This window comes from Streptomyces sp. NPDC040405, from assembly GCF_055595765.1.
Genome location: NZ_JBVIVI010000002.1, coordinates 1,117,600 through 1,134,225, shown reverse-complemented (window position 1 = coordinate 1,134,225; position 16,626 = coordinate 1,117,600). Strand labels below are relative to the sequence as shown.

The window sequence follows — 16,626 nt, the reverse complement described above, 5'->3', positions numbered from 1 at the left end:
GGTCTGCGTGGACGCGGGGGGATACAGGCCGGTCAGGACGCCGGGCAGGACTGCCGACGGACCGGCTGACGGACCGGCCGAAGGGCTGGCCGACGCAAAACGCCGGTCCGGTCGCCCCTGCGCGGGGGCGACCGAGGACCGGCGCCGTGCGGGTCGCTACTTCTTGGCGGACCCAGCGCTCTTGCCGAAGCGGGCCTCGAACCGCGCCACACGGCCACCGGTGTCGAGGATCTTCTGCTTGCCCGTGTAGAACGGGTGGCACTCGGAGCAGATGTCGGCACGGACGGTGCCGCCGCTCATCGTGCTGCGGGTGGTGAAGGACGCCCCACAGGTGCAGCTGACCTGCGTCTCGACGTACTCGGGGTGAATGTCGCGCTTCAAGGGGTTCTCCTGTGTTCTCGGGAGGGCGCCGGGTCGACGGGCGGGTTTGCACGTCGTGAACCGGGGCCGACGAACCAGTTTGCCAGCACTGGCCGTATCCCCCAAAACCGGGGGTGGGGCCGGGATATTCCCGACCCCGTCCGACATCCGCCCGGTGGTCCTACTTGACCACCTTGCCGGCGTCGTTCGCGTCGCCCGCGGACCCCTTGGTGGCGGCCGCCGGGATCGGCTTGTCCGCCCGCAGCGCCTTCCAGATCAGCTTGGTCTTGGACTCCATGGGCAGCACCCGGGCCGGGTCGTTCGGGTCGTACTGCACGGGCAGCGTGGTCATCTTCATGTTGCCCGAGCCGATGCCCTGGAGGCTCTTGGCGAAGCCCGACAGCTTGTTGACCGAGGCCAGCTCGGAGTCGGTGGTGAGCGCCTTCGTGGAGGTGTCCGCCAGGTCGTACAGCTTCTTCGGGTTGCCGAAGAGGTTGACCTGCTTGATCTGGTCGAGAAGCGCCTTGACGAACGCCTGCTGGAGCTTGATCCGGCCGAGGTCGCTGCCGTCGCCGACGCCGTGCCGGGTCCGCACCAGGCCCAGCGACTGCTCACCGTTGAGGGTGTGCGGGCCGGGGTTCAGGTCGAGGTGGCTCTTAGGGTCGTGGATCGCCTGGGTGGTGGTGATGTCGACGCCGCCGAGGTCGTCGATCAGCTGCTGGAAGCCGGAGAAGTCGACCTCCAGGAAGTGGTCCATGCGTATGCCGCTCATGGCCTCGACGGTCTTGATGGTGCAGGCCGGGCCGCCGGTCTCGTAGGCGCTGTTGAACATCGCCTCCTGGACCGCGGGGCTCTCCTTGCCGTCCTTCTCGCACGACGGGCGCTTGACGAGCGTGTCCCGGGGCACGCTGACCACACTGGCCTTCTTACGGCCCTTGTAGACGTGGACGATCATCGAGGTGTCGGAACGGGAGGTGCCCTCATCCGTGCCGTACTTGGCGTTCTTCCCGGCCCGCGAGTCGGAGCCGAGGACGAGGATGTCCATCGAGCCGTTGTCGACGTTCTTGGGGCGGTCGGAACCCAGGGCCGCGTTGACGTCGACGCCGGTGAGGTTGCCGTTGAGCTTGTAGTAGAGGTACCCGGCCCCGGCGCCGCCGAGGACCAGGACGGAGGCGACCGACCAGACGGTGACGTGGGTGGCCCTGCGGCGCGTGCTGGGGCGCTTGCGTCGGCGGCCTGAGGGGCGGTTCGTCGAGCCGCCTCCACGGGCTCGATGACGGCCCGGGTTCACCGGCGTGCTCTGCTGGTCGTCAGCCATGTGCTCCTCAGTCCTCGTATCCCGGGTACCCCCTGCCGTCACGGTCAGGCGTGGCGTCGCGGATTCGACCTGACAGATGACAGGCCGAGCGCCAGGGTTGCATACGGAGCGCCGTCTGTTTTCGTCCGGGGCGCCCCCGGCGCCGTTCGTCCCGTTCGTCCGCCTTACCGCTCCCACCTGCGCTTTCGCAGGTGATAAGGGCATCGAGACCGTTCCGTGACTGTCCCTTTTGGTGTGGTTCACCTCTCATAAAAAACCGAGGTCCCCCCGCGGTGCGGGGGGACCTCGGACGACGGAGTGTGACCACTCCCTATGCGATCAGTCGCCGTTGTTGCCCGGGCTGGGCGTGGTCTTGGCGATCTGCATCAGGAACTCGGCGTTCGACTTCGTCTGCTTCATCTTGTCCAGCAGCAGCTCGATCGCCTGCTGCGAGTCGAGCGCGTGCAGCACCCGGCGCAGCTTCCAGACGATGTTCAGCTCGTCCGGCGCCAGCAGGATCTCTTCCTTACGGGTGCTCGACGGGTCGACGTCGACCGCCGGGAAGATGCGCTTGTCGGCGAGCTTCCGGTCGAGCTTGAGCTCCATGTTGCCGGTGCCCTTGAACTCCTCGAAGATCACCTCGTCCATCCGCGAGCCGGTCTCGACCAGCGCGGTGGCCAGGATGGTCAGCGAGCCGCCGTCCTCGATGTTCCGCGCGGCACCGAAGAACTTCTTCGGCGGGTAGAGCGCGGTCGAGTCGACACCACCGGACAGGATGCGGCCGGAGGCGGGCGCCGCCAGGTTGTACGCACGGCCCAGACGCGTGATCGAGTCCAGCAGCACGACCACGTCGTGGCCCAGCTCCACCAGCCGCTTGGCCCGCTCGATCGCCAGCTCGGCGACGGTGGTGTGGTCCTCGGCGGGACGGTCGAAGGTCGAGGAGATGACCTCGCCCTTGACCGAGCGCTGCATGTCGGTGACCTCTTCCGGCCGCTCGTCGACGAGGACGACCATCAGATGGCACTCGGGGCTGTTGCGGGTGATCGCGTTGGCGATCGCCTGCATGATCATGGTCTTACCGGTCTTCGGCGGGGCCACGATCAGACCGCGCTGGCCCTTGCCGATCGGCGCGACCAGGTCGATGATCCGGGTCGTCAGCCCGCCGGCCTCGCTCTCCAGCCGCAGCCGGTCCTGCGGGTAAAGCGGCGTCAGCTTCCCGAACTCGGGCCGTCCGCGACCGGTTTCGGGCGCCATGCCGTTGACCGAGTCGAGCCGCACCAGCGCGTTGAACTTCTCGCGGCGCTCGCCCTCGCGCGGCTGACGGACCGCACCGGTGACGTGATCGCCCTTGCGCAGACCGTTCTTGCGGACCTGGGCGAGCGAGACGTACACGTCGTTCGGGCCCGGCAGGTAGCCGGAGGTCCGGATGAACGCGTAGTTGTCGAGGATGTCGAGGATGCCCGCGACCGGGATCAGGACATCGTCCTCGGAGACCTGCGGCTCGTTGCCGAAGTCGTCGCGGCCACGACGGCCACGCCGGTCGCGGTAGCGGCCGCGGCGCCCGCGGCGACCGCCCTCGAAGTCGTCGTCGTCGTCCGGGCGCTGCTGCTGCTGGCCCTGGCCGCGCCCGCCGTCGCGCTGCTGACGGCCGCCGCCACCCTGCTGGGCGTCGTCGCCCTTGCCGCCGCGGCCCCGGTCGCGCTGGCCGCCGCGCTCGCGGCGGTCGCCCTTCTGGCCGCGCTCCTGGCGGTCCTGACGGTCGCCGCCCTTGGCGCCCTTGCCCTCGGCGGTGTCCGCCGCCGCGTCGCCCTTGGTGTCGGTCCTGGCCTCGGAACGGGCGTCGGTCCGGTTCTCCGTCCGGGTCTCGACGGCGGTGGCCGTGCCGCCCGACTCGGCGTTGGCGGTGGCGGGCGCGGTCGCCCGGCGGCGACGGCGCTCACCGGCCGGCTGCTCGTCGGCGGCGGGCTCCCCGGACTGACCCGGGATGTCGATCTGCCCCTGCGCGGCGGCCTTGTCCGCCTTGCCGCCCTTACCGGCCTTGCCGGCCTTCTCGGCATCCGCGGCCTGGTCGGCCTTGGCGGCCTTCTCGGCCTTGTCCGCCTGGTTCTGCTTACCCGCGTCCGCGCTGTCATCGCCCGTACGGGCCTTGGAGGTCGCGCGGCGCTTCGGCTTGGTCCCCCCCTCGGCGGACGGGGCGGACTCGGAGCCCTGGGCTCCGCCGCCGGATGCGGCCTGCTTCTCCTTGATGACCTCGATCAGCTGGCTCTTGCGCATCCGCGCGGTGCCCTTGATTCCCAGGCTCGAGGCGAGCTGCTGCAGCTCTGCCAAGACCATGGCGTCAAGGCCGGTGCCCGAGCGGCGTCGCCGCGGGGCAGTGCCAGTGGCAGCACCGGTGGCAGGCGCGGAAGCGTCCGTAGCGGGCGCGGCGGCATTGCCGACACCGCTGTCGGAGGTGCCGGAGGCGTTCACGCCCATCAGATCGGTGGTGTCGCTCACGAAGGGTCCTTCCCTGGAGCGGGCGTCGGCCTGTCTGGCTCGGCGACCGGTTGTGCTGTCCGGCTGTGGTCCTTCCGTTACGGACCGGGCCGGGGCGGTGGTCCGCCGGTACGGCGGAGAGAACATTCATGGTTCCGACGCGGCAGAATGGTTCGCTTCGACCGCCACGCCGATTCCGGAGCGTGCACGACACTGCTCAGGCAGGCTGCTCAGGCAGTGTGGGAGGCTCCCGGAAGAAGGGTGGTCCCGGATGGGGACACTGAGCACTACGCCTCCGAATACATCCAAGAGGCTTTGAGTGCAGACTTGAGGTTAACACTACCGGATCCAACAAACATTCCCCCTCTCCAACCGGCAATCGAGTTGTGCTGGGCCCGGGGACGCCCCGGGCGGCTGGGTCAGCTGAGCGGCAGGACGCTCGCCCCCCCGGCGTCGAGAGCCAGCCGGTTGGCCGCCCATCCCTCGCCCGCCAGTCGTGCGACCTTGTCGGCCGCACCGTCCTCGACCAGCGCGAGCACCGTGGGGCCCGCGCCGGAAACGACCGCGGGGACGCCGTCCGCGCGCAGTCGGTGCACCAGGCGCACGCTCTCGGGCATCGCCGGAGCGCGGTATTCCTGGTGGAGCCGGTCCTCCGTCGCCGCGAGCAGCAGCTCGGGACGCCTGGTCAGGGCCTCCACGAGCAGGGCCGCACGCCCCGCGTTGACGGCCGCGTCCACATGCGGGACGGTGCGCGGCAGCAGTCCTCGGGCGGTCTCGGTGAGCACCGGCTTCCCGGGCACGAAGACCACCGGAACGATGGAATCGGCAGGGTCCATTCTGATCGCCCTGGCGGCTCCCGCGTCCGTCCAGGCGAGGGTGAAGCCGCCGAGCAGACAGGCGGCGACATTGTCGGGGTGGCCCTCGATCTCGGTGGCCAGCTCCACGAGCGCCTCGTCGTCGAGTTTTTCGGCGCCGCCTATCGTCACGGCGCGCGCGGCGGTGATCCCGGCGCAGATGGCGGCGGAGGAGGAGCCGAGCCCGCGGCCGTGCGGAATGCGGTTGGCGCAGACCACCTCGAGGCCGCGCGGCTGCCCGCCCAGCAGGTCGAAGGCGGTACGGAGGGACCGTACGAGCAGATGGCTCTCGTCGCGCGGCAGGCCCTCGGCGCCCTCGCCCGCGATGTCGACGTGGAGACCGGAGTCGGCTACCCGCACCACCACGTCGTCGTAGAGCCCCAGGGCGAGACCGAAGGCGTCATAGCCGGGACCGAGATTGGCGCTCGAGGCAGGGACGCGCACTCGGACGGCGGCGGCGCGGAACGCTGGACCGGCCATCGCTCGATGACTCTCCTTGTGTGACGTGAGATTGCTCGAAGAGGTACGGAACACCGCGGGGGCCGTGACAGTACGGCGACGCCGCACAGAGGTGGACGCTCTGCGTCGGGGCGGATTCAGTACAGCCTATCGAAGGAAGGTTCTGTGGCGACATAGGGCGCACGGGAGGCGCACGATGCGTGTCGCACTCCCTGTCGTCGACCAGGTCCACTCTACTGGAGGGTTCCACGTGCCCTCATCGTTCCTGCGCATCTCGTCCATCACTCGACTGGATCTTGAGATCGCCCCGCCGAACGGTGGCGGCGGGAAGCGGGCGCACGCCCCCCTCATGGGCGGCCCGGCGCTCTCCTGCGCGGGGCCCAGCACCCGCTGACGTGGAAGTTCATGCAGGCACGGAAGCCGGGCCGGGGCCGGGCCGAGAGCGGCCGGGGCCGGGCCGAGAGCGGGCCGGGGCCGGGCCGGGGTGCCGTCCTCGGATCGCCCCGGCCCGCCTCGCGCGTTACGCCAGTCCGAGCCGTACGGCCGCCGCGTCGGCGTCCACCGGGACGATGACCGGCTGCGGTGCGCCCGCGACCGCCCAGTCGGGGTCCTTCAGCCCGTTGCCGGTCACCGTGCACACGATGCGCTGGCCCGGGTCGACCTTGCCCTCTTCGGCCGCCTTCAGCAGCCCGGCCACGCTCGCCGCGGAGGCGGGCTCGACGAAGACGCCCTCCTGGGAGGCGAGCAGCCGGTAGGCGGCGAGGATCTGACGGTCGGTCACCTCGTCGATGAAGCCGCCCGACTCGTCCCGCGCCCGCTCGGCCTGCGACCAGGAGGCCGGGTTGCCGATCCGGATCGCGGTGGCGATGGTGGCGGGCTCCTTGACCGGCGCACCGCGCACGATGGGAGCCGAGCCCGCCGCCTGGAAGCCCCACATCCGGGGGGTGCGGGAGGACGGGCCGCCCTCGGCCGCGTACTCCTGGTAGCCCTTCCAGTAGGCGGTGATGTTGCCCGCGTTCCCGACCGGCAGCACATGGATGTCGGGCGCGTCGCCGAGCATGTCGACGATCTCGAAGGCCGCGGTCTTCTGCCCCTCGATACGGGCCGGGTTGACCGAATTGACCAGCGCCACCGGGTACTTCTCGGACAGGCCGCGCGCGAGCGTCAGGCAGTCGTCGAAGTTGCCGTCGACCTGGAGGATCTTCGCGCCGTGCACCAGCGCCTGGCCCATCTTGCCCAGGGCGATCTTGCCCTGCGGGACCAGCACCGCGCAGACCATCCCGGCCCGTACGGCGTACGCCGCCGCCGAGGCCGAGGTGTTTCCGGTGGAGGCGCAGATGACGGCCTTCGCGCCGGCCTCCTTGGCCGCGCTGATGGCCATCGTCATGCCGCGGTCCTTGAAGGACCCGGTGGGGTTGGCGCCCTCGACCTTGAGGTGGACCTCGCAGCCGGTGCGCTCGGAGAGCACCTGCGCGGGCACCAGCGGCGTCCCGCCCTCGCGGAGGGTGACGACGGGGCTCGTCTCGCCGACCGGCAGGCGGTCGCGGTACTCCTCGATGATGCCCCGCCAGCCGTGCCATTGGCGGGTGCCGGACATTCGAGGCCCGGCGTCAGCAATTGCGTTCATGATTTCCCTTTTTCTCCGCTCGCCCTCTACTCGGCCTCTGCTCCGCCTCTGTCGGCCCTCAATCGGCCTGCTATCGGCCCTGCAATCGGCCGCCTGCTTATTCGCCCTCGACCCGCATGATGCTCGCGACATCACGAACGGTGTCGAGCCGACGCAGTGTTTCGACGGTCGCCGAGAGCGCGGCGTCGCTCGCGCGGTGGGTCACGACGACGAGGGACGCCTCGCCGTCCTTCCCCTGCTGCCGGACCGTATCGATCGACACGCCGTGCTCGGCGAAGACTGTCGCGACCTGAGCGAGGACACCCGGCTTGTCGGCGACGTCAAGGCTGATGTGGTAGCGCGTGACGACCTCGCCCATGGGACTCACGGGCAGTTGGCTGTACGCGGACTCCCCCGGCCCGGCGGTGCCCGCCAGCTTGTTGCGGCACGCCGCGACCAGGTCCCCGAGGACGGCCGAGGCGGTCGGCGAACCGCCCGCGCCCGGTCCGTAGAACATCAGCTGACCCGCGGCGTCGGCCTCCACGAAGACCGCGTTGTACGCCTCGCGGACGGAGGCCAGCGGATGGGCCAGCGGAATCATCGCCGGATGCACCCGCGCGGTCACCGACCGGCCGTCCGCGGCCCGCTCGCAGATGGCGAGCAGCTTGACCGTGCACCCCATGCGCTTGGCGGAGGCGATATCGGCCGCGGTCACCTCGGTGATGCCCTCACGGTGCACATCGTCGAGGGTGACCCGGGTGTGGAAGGCGATCCCGGCCAGGATCGCGGCCTTGGCGGCGGCGTCGAAGCCCTCGACGTCGGCGGTCGGATCGGCCTCGGCGTACCCGAGGGCGGTGGCCTCGTCCAGCGCCTCGGAATACCCGGCTCCGCTGCCGTCCATCCGGTCGAGGATGAAGTTCGTGGTGCCGTTGACGATGCCGAGGACGCGGTTGATGTTGTCGCCCGCGAGCGACTCGCGCAGCGGCCGCACCAGCGGAATCGCGCCCGCGACCGCCGCCTCGTAGTACAGGTCCGCCCCGCGCTCCTGGGCGGCGGCGTGCAGCGCCGCGCCGTCCTTGGCGACCAGCGCCTTGTTGGCCGACACCACGCTCGCGCCGTGCTCGAAGGCGGTGGTGATCAGCGTGCGGGCGGGCTCGATACCGCCGATGACCTCGACCACCACGTCGATGTCCCCGCGCTTGACCAGGGCGGTGGCGTCGGTGGTCACCAGCTCGGCCGGTACGCCCTCCCGGACCCGCCCCGGGCGCCGCACCGCGATCCCGGCCAGCTCGACCGGGGCGCCGATGCGCGCCGCGAGGTCGTCCGCGTGCGTCGTCATGATGCGCGTCACCTCTGAGCCGACGACTCCACAGCCCAGCAGCGCCACTTTCAGCGGACGCGTACGCATCATCCGACCTCGCTTCTCATCCATCTAGGTGGTGCACCAGTCTCTTGCACTGGGTCGGGGTTTCCTGCCCCGGGTCCAGTATCCGAGATTTACTTCTCGCTAACCGACGCCGACTGACGCCGTTAGTCGCTATCCGACATCGAGCCGCAGAAGGTCCTCCTCCGTCTCCCGCCGGACGATTTCCCGCGCCTGACCGTCCCGGACGGCGACGACCGGCGGCCGCAGCGCGTGGTTGTAGTTGCTGGCCATCGAGCGGCAGTACGCGCCGGTGGCCGGGACGGCGATCAGATCGCCGGGCGCCAGGTCGGCGGGCAGGAAGGCGTCCCGTACGACGATGTCTCCGGACTCGCAGTGCTTGCCGACGACCCGGGACACCATCGGCTCGGCCGTGGACGAACGGGAGACCAGCGCCACCGAGTACTCCGCATCGTAGAGCGCCGTACGGATGTTGTCGGACATGCCCCCATCGACGCTGACGTACGTCCGCAGCCCCGGCAGCTCCTTGACCGTACCCACCTCGTACAGCGTGAACGCGGTCGGCCCGACGATCGCCCGCCCCGGCTCGACGGACAGCCGCGGCACGGAGAGCCCGGCACTCGCGCACTCCCGGGTGACGATCTCCCGCAGTGCCTTCGCGATGTCGTGCGGCTCGCTCGGATCGTCGTCCGGGGTGTACGCGATGCCGAGACCGCCGCCGAGGTCGATCTCGGGCAGCTCGACCCCGTGCTCGTCCCGGACCTCCTTGAGCAGCCCCACCACGCGGTGGGCGGCCACCTCGAAGCCGGAGGTGTCGAAGATCTGCGACCCGATGTGCGAGTGCACGCCGATCAGCTCGAGCCCGTCGAGCTTCAGCGCCCGCCGTACCGCCTCGGCCGCCTGCCCGCCCGCGAGCGGAATGCCGAACTTCTGGTCCTCGTGGGCGGTCGCGATGAACTCGTGCGTATGCGCCTCGACGCCGACCGTGACCCGGATCTGGACCTTCTGCCGCTTGCCCAGCTTCTGCGCGATGTGCGCGACGCGCACGATCTCCTGGAAGGAGTCGAGCACGATCCGCCCGACCCCGGCGCCGACGGCCCTCTCGATCTCCTGACCGCTCTTGTTGTTCCCATGCAACGCGATCCGCTCGGCGGGCATCCCGGCGGCGAGCGCGGTGGCCAGCTCCCCCTCGGAGCAGACGTCGAGGTTCAGCCCCTCCTCGTGCAGCCAGCGCACCACGGCGCGGGACAGGAACGCCTTCCCGGCGTAGAACACGTCCGCGTCCTCCCCGAACGCCTCCCGCCAGGCCCGGCAGCGGGCGCGGAAGTCGTCCTCGTCGAGGAAGTACGCGGGCGTCCCGAACTGCTCGGCGAGCGTCGCGACGTCGAGCCCGCCGACGGTGACGACACCGTCGGCATTCCGGCTGACCGTGCGGGACCAGACCCGGGCATCGAGCTGATTGAGATCGGCGGGCGGCGCGGCGTAATGCCCCTCGGGCAGAACATCGGCGTGACGGGGCCCGGCGGGGTGGGCGGAACGGCTCATGCTGTCTCTCTCAATTGATCAAAGGCGTATCGGGGCGCTGATGCCAAGCAGGCGGAGGCCATTCGCGAGCACGACGCGGGTGGCCTCGGCAAGACGTTTTCGCCGCGTACCCGGAAGGAAGGCATCAGCAGTGGCAACAAGGTGCCGCGCAAGCCGATCGGGCGCCCGGTGCCGGGCGGCGGCCTCGACGGTACGGGGAAAGTCGCCGAGCAACCCGAGCAGCGCGCCGTCGTCGGCACCCTCCGCGTCGTTGCGGGACCGGTGAGCGAGGGCATGCGCATACCGCACCCGGAAGAGCGGATTCCCCTCCCGCTGGGCCAGCAGGTGCGCCGGGTCGAGGTCGGGAACGTCATGGGCGGCGGACCGCAACAACCCCCACCGAGCGGCATCTCCCCCAAGCCGAGTAAGCAGCTCACGGGCCCCGACCCCAGCATCCCGCACAGAAATAACCTCACCGCCGACCGCTACGTCGACGGACCCCCCACACCCTTCAACAAGCCCCCTGACCACATGCAGCACCAGCGCGGCCCGCACCTCGTGGGCAGGCGCGAAGCACTCGTGGGTCCCCGCGAGCCCGTCCCCGAGCCCGTAAGCATCCCCCTGCTCCAGCACGACCCCGACCATCTGCTCATGCGAGCGCGCATCAAGGGTGATGTTGAGAAACCCGGGCCCGGCGATATCCACGGCCGCGATCCCGGGCGCAGAAACGAGCCGCCGCCGCAAAACCTCAGCAATGCCCGCGGCAGCCCCTGGGCCCCGCCCCCGAGCGAGCTGCAAGGCAACGTTCGTGGCGTAATCCCCGCACCCGGGCCGCGGCGGGGTCTGCACCTTCACCCGCTCCGGCACATCGACACACAGCTCGTCGGCCTCGACGGCGCGACGCACGGTGTGCAGCACAGTGCGGGAGAGCTGGGCGGGTGTCACGGCACAAGCGTATGGGAGGAGGGGGGTGCCCCCGCGAACCGGTTTCGCCCTTCGGACGTGCGCACCCCTTCAACCGGGGCGCGACGAGCCCCTCCCCCTCACCTTCCAGACCGGCGCCCACCGGCCAACCCAATACCTCGGCTAGCCGGTGGGCCCCACAGCCGGCTCAGCATCACCGGGCGCCGCCGCCCCAGCAGCCCCTCGCTTCATCAGCCGCCCCACGAGCTTCACCAGCTCAGCGGGCTCGAAGGGTTTCGCCAGAAAGGCATCCACCCCCAGCACCCGCCCCCGGTCCACCTCCACCTGCGTACACGCACTGATCATCGCCACCGGCACCTGCCGGGTCCGAGCATCAGCACGCAACCTGGACGCCGTCTGCAGCCCATCCAGTCTGGGCATGACGACATCGAGAGTGATCACATCGGGCCGCACCTGGTGAACGATCTCCAGGCACTCGGCACCATCGGCCGCGGTCACGACCTCGAAGCCCTCCAGCTCGAGGTTGACCCTGATCAGCTGCCGGATGACCTTGTTGTCGTCGACGACAAGGACCCGGCCGGACAAGCCAGGCACACCCCGAAGAGTAGGCGCGCCCCCGCCCCCGCGTCCGCGTTTTGCCCACTTCCGCCACGTGCGAGGGACCTTTCCCCCACTCCCCTGCGCCCCACCCTCCACATGCGGTATACCCCCCTCCGCTCCCGCCCGTCCCCTCCCCCGCCTCTCTCCCGATAAGCGTTCATGACCACCCCCGGCGAACTGGTAGTGTTCTACCCGTCGCCGCGAGACAGCAGCGACAGGCAAGCCCCCGTAGCTCAGGGGATAGAGCAACGGCCTCCGGAGCCGTGTGCGCAGGTTCGAATCCTGCCGGGGGCACCCTGTATGAGGTGCCCAGAGACCCCGTCACCAGCGGAAACGCTGAGGCCGGGGTCTTCGTGTTTGTGCAGGCGTATGCCGCTCGAAGCGGCTGTATGTCGGGGTCCGTGGACGAGCTGTGGACGGGATCTTGGGGCATCGCCGCAGGTAAATGGACGGACAGCGGTTCGGCGCTCTTCTTACGCGCTCGCCGCTCAGTCCCGCGCACCATCCAAGGTGGCTAGATCGGCAAACGAACGCCACGGCCGCTGGAGGTTAAAGGCCACGGTTGCGATCATCCGCACGGATGCCAGAGAAGAGAAGTAACTTGAGGGGTTGTGGCGTGCCAGGTCCCGGTGACGACCTGAAGCGACGCGTTGAAGTCACACACCCTTACCGCCTTGCCTCACCACTGCCATGGTCAGCACTCGGGGAAGCAGTCCCTCCCCCCCTCTCTGAATCCGGCCTCCGGTGCTCCCGTGACTGATCTACCATCTGACGGATCGACACGTGCAGGGGGCACAGGGGGACACATGCGGCCAAAGCGTCTGAACGTCAAGATCACCATTCCATTCCTGGGGGAGATTGGTGGTGAGTGGGAGCCCGACGACGCCGAGCAGAGGGCTGCCTGGGAGCTCTACGTGGAGTTGGTAACGCGGGTTTCCGTCGCCCCGTTGCGTGAGGACGAAGGTTCGGCACGTGAGGCGTTGACCTCCATGTACGTCCTCTTCGCAACGGTCCGCGACATCCTCAAACGGTACGGCCCCGACGTCGCGCCACCCGGGGCGCGTAACGAGGTGTCGTTCGGGATCCTCGCCGTAACCGTGCTGAACAGGGCGGTGCGGCCCGTCCTCAGCAAGTGGCATCCGCGGCTCACGGCCTGGGAGAACTCCGCCCCGGCCGGCCGTTCCGCCATCGAGCACGAGAACACCTGGCAGGAGATCGGCGCTCTACGAGCCGATCTCGACTCGCTGCGTCTGGTTCTCCTGGAACTGGCCCAGGTGCTGGGTAACGTCGCAGGGGCCGCGGATCTGATCGGGACCTCGGAGGTCGTTCCAGCCCAGGCTCCGCGAGCGTCCGTCTCGTCCCAGCCGCCCGCCCCGAGAGGACCGGCCGTTCCGTGATCAAGGCGTTCTTCTCCTACTCGACCCAGGACGCCGCCTTCGTACGAGAAGTAGCGTCCGAGGTCGGCCGCGCCTTTGCCACGATCGACTACCGGTCGTTCCACGCTGGCGGCGACATCCTTGGCTCCATCGACGAGGCCCTCAAGGAATCAGCGGCTTTCGTCTTCTTCCTCAGTAAGGCCGCCCTGGCCTCCCCCTGGGTGGCACACGAGATCCGTGAGGCACGCTTCCAGACAGCGATGGGGCGGATCAAGAACGTCCTGGTGGTCCGCCTGGACCCGGACATCGCGCCCGAGGATCTGCCGGAGTGGTTGAACCGCACCAAGCACATCACGACGATCGCGGCGAAGCCTGCCGCACGCGGGATCAGAACCCTCATCGACGATCTGGTGCGTCAGGGCCAGAGCCCCCGCTTCGTCGGCCGGGCCGCCGAGATCGCGGCACTTCAGGACGTGTACTCCGCGCCGGAACCGGGAGCGGAGAGCCAGGTCGCCTGCGTGACAGGGCTTCCCCGCATAGGCCGACGCGCCACGTTGACCAAGATGGTCCGCGAGTCGCTGGACCTGGAGACCCTCCTGGTCATCGACGTGGAACCCGGCGACACGGTGCAGTCCCTGGCCGCAAAGCTCTCCGCGCTGGTCGATCCCTCGGAGACCCCCGAAGAGTCCCTGCAGCGGACCAGAGAGATCACCGCGCTCAGTGACGCGCAGGCCCTTGCACATGCGCTGGCCAAGTTCCAGGAGATCTGCCAGTACCACCAGATGCCCGTGCTCCATGACGAGGGTGGGCTCCTGGACAACGACGGTGACATCGCGCCGTACATCCTCGACCTGATCGAGTCGCTGAGCCAGTACCCGGACATCGTCACCGCGTTGCTCACGAACAGGCGGCCCTCGCCGGATCACTTCATCGCACGAGGAATGCGCCCGCTCGGCGTGGTCCATCTCCGGCCCCTGGAAGATGCAGACATCAGCCGTCTCGTCGGCCTCATGGCGAAGGCCCACCAGATCACCTTGGCCCCCGCGGCCGTCAAGGAGATCACCACAGCGGTCCGCGGCTATCCGCCCTCGGTCATGTACGCGCTCGAACTGATCACGGCCTACGGGCCCGACCTCGGGATCCGCGGCCGGATGCTCTCGGATTTCGGCGCGTCGCCGCTCACCACCTATCTCAAACAGAACAAGTTCAGCAACCTGGAGCAGAAGATCCTCCGAGTCATGGCGGCGAACAGCCCGCTTCCGCTGTCCGTCCTGCAAGAGACAACCAGTACCTCGGACGACGGTGTTGAGAAGGCCTTGATCCATCTCATCGACGTCTCTCTGATCGTCCCGACCGCCGGCGGCTGGTACGAAGTGTCCGGGCCCGCCGTGGACGCGATCCGCCGCGAGTTCGGTGCTTGCAGTAAGGCCGAGTACGGTGCGGTCGCGAGCAAACTCGACGAGTTCCTGGCCCGGTCCGAAGACGGAACCGACTACTTGGCCCTGCAACGCACCCTGTTCCGCGCCATGGACAAGGCCGGGCAGCAGTCCACTCCCCGGGCGTACGCCCTGCTCACCGACCGAGTGAAGCTGGCCGAGCACTACTACCACGAGCAGGAGTACCAGCGCTCCGCCGACATGGCGACCGACGCGCTCGACGCCGATCCCAGCATCCACCAGGCCCGGACGACGCTCATTCGCGCCCATGTGAAGCTCGGCGAGTTCGCGGAGGCGGACAAACACATCGCAGAGCTCAAGAAGCGTGGTCAGGTGCGCGACGCGTTCTTCCTCATGGGCTTTTTGGAGAGGCACAGGGGCGAGCACCGAGAGGCCCTGAACCACTACCAGAAGGCACTCGACAGCGGCCGCGGTGGTATGGCGATTCACCGCGAGATGGCCGACTGCTGTCTTCGTCTGGGCGATCTGCCCCGGGCCAACGAACACATCTCGCGAGCGGAGGAGAAGCAGCCCGACAACCGTTACGTCGTAGACCTGAAGATCCAGATCGCCTGCAAGTTGGGCGACCGGGACACGGCACTCTCGCTACTCGTGCGCCTGGCGGACATCGATCGCGCCGAGATGGTCAGCCACCGCGCGTCACGCGTGGAGTACCTCTGCGGCAACGTGGGAACTGCCTATGAATTCGCCCAGAAGGCAGTGGAGAAGTCCGACAACGTACGCTTCGAGGTGCTGGCCAACTACGTGCTCTGTGCGCTGCGCACCTCACGCGTCGACGAGGCAAGCACAGCCTTGGACCAACTCGACCGCAAGTTCAGCAGGCAGCGCCGTGACATTCGGACCGGCCTCAGGGCCCGGCTGAGCATTGCCCAGCAGGACTACCAGACCGCGTACGCATACACGGAGCAGTTCATCAGCCCCGAGCGTCCCGTCCACCTCCTGATCCGGCGGGACGCCCTGCGGGGAATGCTCGAACGGACCGCGCTCGCCCCGCAGCGGCGCGCCGATCTCAAGGCGGAGCTGAAGCGGTGCGAGGACCGGCTCGCCGGCCGTGAGGAGGACTTCGACCTAGACGCGCGGGGCGACCTGGGCTGACGGGTTCACGGACTCCGTTCCAGGGCCAGCATCATCACCAGGGCAGCACTGGCCGCACACCGCAGGCGCCCGTCCCGTACCGCGAACACCGCCTCATCCAGGGAAATGAGGCGGATCACCAGGTCTGCCTCTGCGGGTTCCGGTGCGGCACGGGACGGCGTGGGGTCGATCGTGCTCCACAGGTGGACGCGGGCGGGCGTGAGCCCGGGCAGGGCGTGGAGCGAGCCCTTGTCGCCCCACCGTCCGTCGCGGTAGCCGGTCTCCTCGGCCAGTTCCCGCTGGGCCGCTGCGCGACTGCCGCGGTCCACCGGATCCACGGACCCGCCTGGCAGTTGCCACATCGGTCCCGCGAGGTAATGGTACTGCTCGACGACGAGAAGCGCCCCGTCGACCAACGCGGCCACCCGCACCTGATCCGGCACCTGCACCCAGTCGTAGATGCCTCGCTCTCCGTGCGGAAGCGTGACCTCGTCCCGGTAGGCGGTGAGGCATGGTGTCGTGCACAGTGGCATCCGGCCGTGGCGGGTCCATGGTCCTCGTCGTTCGGTCATGGTGGAAGTCCTGCCGGGGTTCACCAGTTCGGCGTCAGCGTGCTGCGATGGTACGTGCCGCGGCGCTCGGGCGGGTTCCCCAACACCGTGGATGACCCCGCACCAGACCGGGCATGGTCCTGACCGACAAGGCGTCCTCCTCCCGCGCCATCCGCGACCACCTGTGCAAACGCCACATCCGCGTCGCGGGCATCGTCGGCGTCTCCCGCAGCAGTTCGCGGATCTGCACCTCGACCGCGTCCACCGCCGAGCCCTTCGCCGGCCGCTCGTACTTCGGCGGCCGGTCACTGGCCAGGGCCCGCCTGACCGTGTTCTTCGAGATGCCCAGATGCCGCGCGATCGCCCGGATCGGCATCTCCTCCGCCCGGTGCAGACGACGGATCTCTGCCCAGTCTTCCACGAGGATCACCCCTTCCCTCCTGACCTTGATCACCAAGGCCAAGAATCAGATGAAGATCCACAAATGGGTCAGTATTGACACGCCGTCAAAGGGTCAGAGTTCGATCGACGCCGAGAGCAGGGGCAGCAGAGCCGCGACAAGTTCATGTCCTCTGGCCAGAACGTCGCGCTCAAGGGGCAAACCGTTGGCTTCTACCTCTTTAGGCGCACCCAACACATGACCGCTGACAGCTGATCTTGTCGTCAAACTCGTCCGCAGCCAGAG

13 protein-coding genes, 1 tRNA gene and 1 pseudogene are annotated in these 16,626 nt (G+C 69.0%); 4 read left to right on the top strand and 11 right to left on the bottom strand.

What is annotated here, in order from left to right; all coding sequences use genetic code 11:
* Positions 1-156: 156 nt before the first annotated feature.
* From rpmE to thrB, 4 genes are all read right to left on the bottom strand, one after another.
* Positions 157-381, bottom strand: a complete 225-nt coding sequence (gene rpmE, locus ACZ59A_RS12385; protein WP_385440252.1) for a 50S ribosomal protein L31 — start codon at positions 379-381, stop codon at positions 157-159.
* Between the two features lie 160 nt (positions 382-541).
* Positions 542-1,678: an LCP family protein gene (locus ACZ59A_RS12380; protein WP_470957031.1), complete on the bottom strand. Its 1,137-nt coding sequence runs from the start codon at positions 1,676-1,678 to the stop codon at positions 542-544.
* Between the two features lie 318 nt (positions 1,679-1,996).
* Positions 1,997-4,153: a transcription termination factor Rho gene (gene rho, locus ACZ59A_RS12375; RefSeq protein ID WP_470957028.1), complete on the bottom strand. Its 2,157-nt coding sequence runs from the start codon at positions 4,151-4,153 to the stop codon at positions 1,997-1,999.
* Positions 4,154-4,551: 398 nt separating this feature from the next.
* Complete coding sequence (thrB, locus tag ACZ59A_RS12370; protein ID WP_470957026.1) at positions 4,552-5,466, bottom strand: homoserine kinase; 915 nt, start codon at positions 5,464-5,466, stop codon at positions 4,552-4,554.
* A gap of 229 nt (positions 5,467-5,695) precedes the next feature.
* Here thrB and ACZ59A_RS12365 point away from each other — a divergent pair, with 229 nt between their 5' ends.
* Positions 5,696-5,839 carry a hypothetical protein gene (locus ACZ59A_RS12365; protein ID WP_470957023.1) on the top strand — a complete coding sequence of 48 codons (144 nt, stop codon included), beginning with the start codon at positions 5,696-5,698 and terminating at the stop codon, positions 5,837-5,839.
* A gap of 126 nt (positions 5,840-5,965) precedes the next feature.
* On the opposite strand, the gene thrC is transcribed toward ACZ59A_RS12365, so the two are convergent.
* The 5 genes from thrC to ACZ59A_RS12340 all read right to left on the bottom strand — a co-directional run bounded on the left by thrC (position 5,966) and on the right by ACZ59A_RS12340 (position 11,477).
* Positions 5,966-7,072 carry a threonine synthase gene (gene thrC, locus ACZ59A_RS12360; RefSeq protein WP_468052011.1) on the bottom strand — a complete coding sequence of 369 codons (1,107 nt, stop codon included), beginning with the start codon at positions 7,070-7,072 and terminating at the stop codon, positions 5,966-5,968.
* A gap of 97 nt (positions 7,073-7,169) precedes the next feature.
* Complete coding sequence (locus ACZ59A_RS12355; RefSeq protein ID WP_468052009.1) at positions 7,170-8,462, bottom strand: homoserine dehydrogenase; 1,293 nt, start codon at positions 8,460-8,462, stop codon at positions 7,170-7,172.
* A gap of 126 nt (positions 8,463-8,588) precedes the next feature.
* Positions 8,589-9,980, bottom strand: a complete 1,392-nt coding sequence (gene lysA, locus ACZ59A_RS12350) for a diaminopimelate decarboxylase (protein ID WP_470957020.1) — start codon at positions 9,978-9,980, stop codon at positions 8,589-8,591.
* An 18-nt stretch (positions 9,981-9,998) separates the two neighbouring features.
* Positions 9,999-10,904, bottom strand: coding sequence for an ArgS family protein (locus ACZ59A_RS12345; protein WP_470957018.1), 906 nt, complete (start codon positions 10,902-10,904; stop codon positions 9,999-10,001).
* A gap of 141 nt (positions 10,905-11,045) precedes the next feature.
* Positions 11,046-11,477, bottom strand: coding sequence for a response regulator (locus ACZ59A_RS12340; RefSeq protein WP_470957015.1), 432 nt, complete (start codon positions 11,475-11,477; stop codon positions 11,046-11,048).
* Positions 11,478-11,705: 228 nt separating this feature from the next.
* Here ACZ59A_RS12340 and ACZ59A_RS12335 point away from each other — a divergent pair.
* The 3 genes from ACZ59A_RS12335 to ACZ59A_RS12325 all read left to right on the top strand — a co-directional run bounded on the left by ACZ59A_RS12335 (position 11,706) and on the right by ACZ59A_RS12325 (position 15,411).
* A tRNA-Arg gene (locus ACZ59A_RS12335) sits at positions 11,706-11,777 on the top strand.
* A gap of 512 nt (positions 11,778-12,289) precedes the next feature.
* Entirely contained in the window at positions 12,290-12,880 is a 591-nt protein-coding gene (locus ACZ59A_RS12330) for a hypothetical protein (RefSeq protein ID WP_470957012.1), read from the top strand.
* Positions 12,877-15,411: a TIR domain-containing protein gene (locus ACZ59A_RS12325; RefSeq protein ID WP_470957010.1), complete on the top strand. Its 2,535-nt coding sequence runs from the start codon at positions 12,877-12,879 to the stop codon at positions 15,409-15,411. The genes ACZ59A_RS12330 and ACZ59A_RS12325 overlap by 4 nt, the downstream gene beginning before the upstream one ends.
* Before the next feature lie 5 nt (positions 15,412-15,416).
* On the opposite strand, the gene ACZ59A_RS12320 is transcribed toward ACZ59A_RS12325, so the two are convergent.
* Together ACZ59A_RS12320 and ACZ59A_RS12315 are read right to left on the bottom strand one after the other, a co-directional pair.
* A complete protein-coding gene (locus tag ACZ59A_RS12320) occupies positions 15,417-15,962 on the bottom strand; it encodes an NUDIX domain-containing protein (protein ID WP_470957008.1) in 546 nt (181 codons plus the stop codon).
* A 142-nt stretch (positions 15,963-16,104) separates the two neighbouring features.
* A pseudogene (locus ACZ59A_RS12315) lies at positions 16,105-16,371 on the bottom strand (helix-turn-helix domain-containing protein); the annotation flags it as partial.
* Positions 16,372-16,626 lie beyond the last annotated feature (255 nt).

Bases quoted from the DNA above. Each gene is read 5' to 3' on its own strand.
- ACZ59A_RS12380 (WP_470957031.1), bottom strand. From the start codon at position 1,678: ATGGCTGACGACCAGCAGAGCACGCCGGTGAACCCGGGCCGTCATCGA.
- thrB (WP_470957026.1), bottom strand. From the start codon at position 5,466: ATGGCCGGTCCAGCGTTCCGCGCCGCCGCCGTCCGAGTGCGCGTCCCT.
- thrC (WP_468052011.1), bottom strand. From the start codon at position 7,072: ATGAACGCAATTGCTGACGCCGGGCCTCGAATGTCCGGCACCCGCCAA.
- ACZ59A_RS12355 (WP_468052009.1), bottom strand. From the start codon at position 8,462: ATGATGCGTACGCGTCCGCTGAAAGTGGCGCTGCTGGGCTGTGGAGTC.
- lysA (WP_470957020.1), bottom strand. From the start codon at position 9,980: ATGAGCCGTTCCGCCCACCCCGCCGGGCCCCGTCACGCCGATGTTCTG.
- ACZ59A_RS12330 (WP_470957012.1), top strand. From the start codon at position 12,290: ATGCGGCCAAAGCGTCTGAACGTCAAGATCACCATTCCATTCCTGGGG.
- ACZ59A_RS12320 (WP_470957008.1), bottom strand. From the start codon at position 15,962: ATGACCGAACGACGAGGACCATGGACCCGCCACGGCCGGATGCCACTG.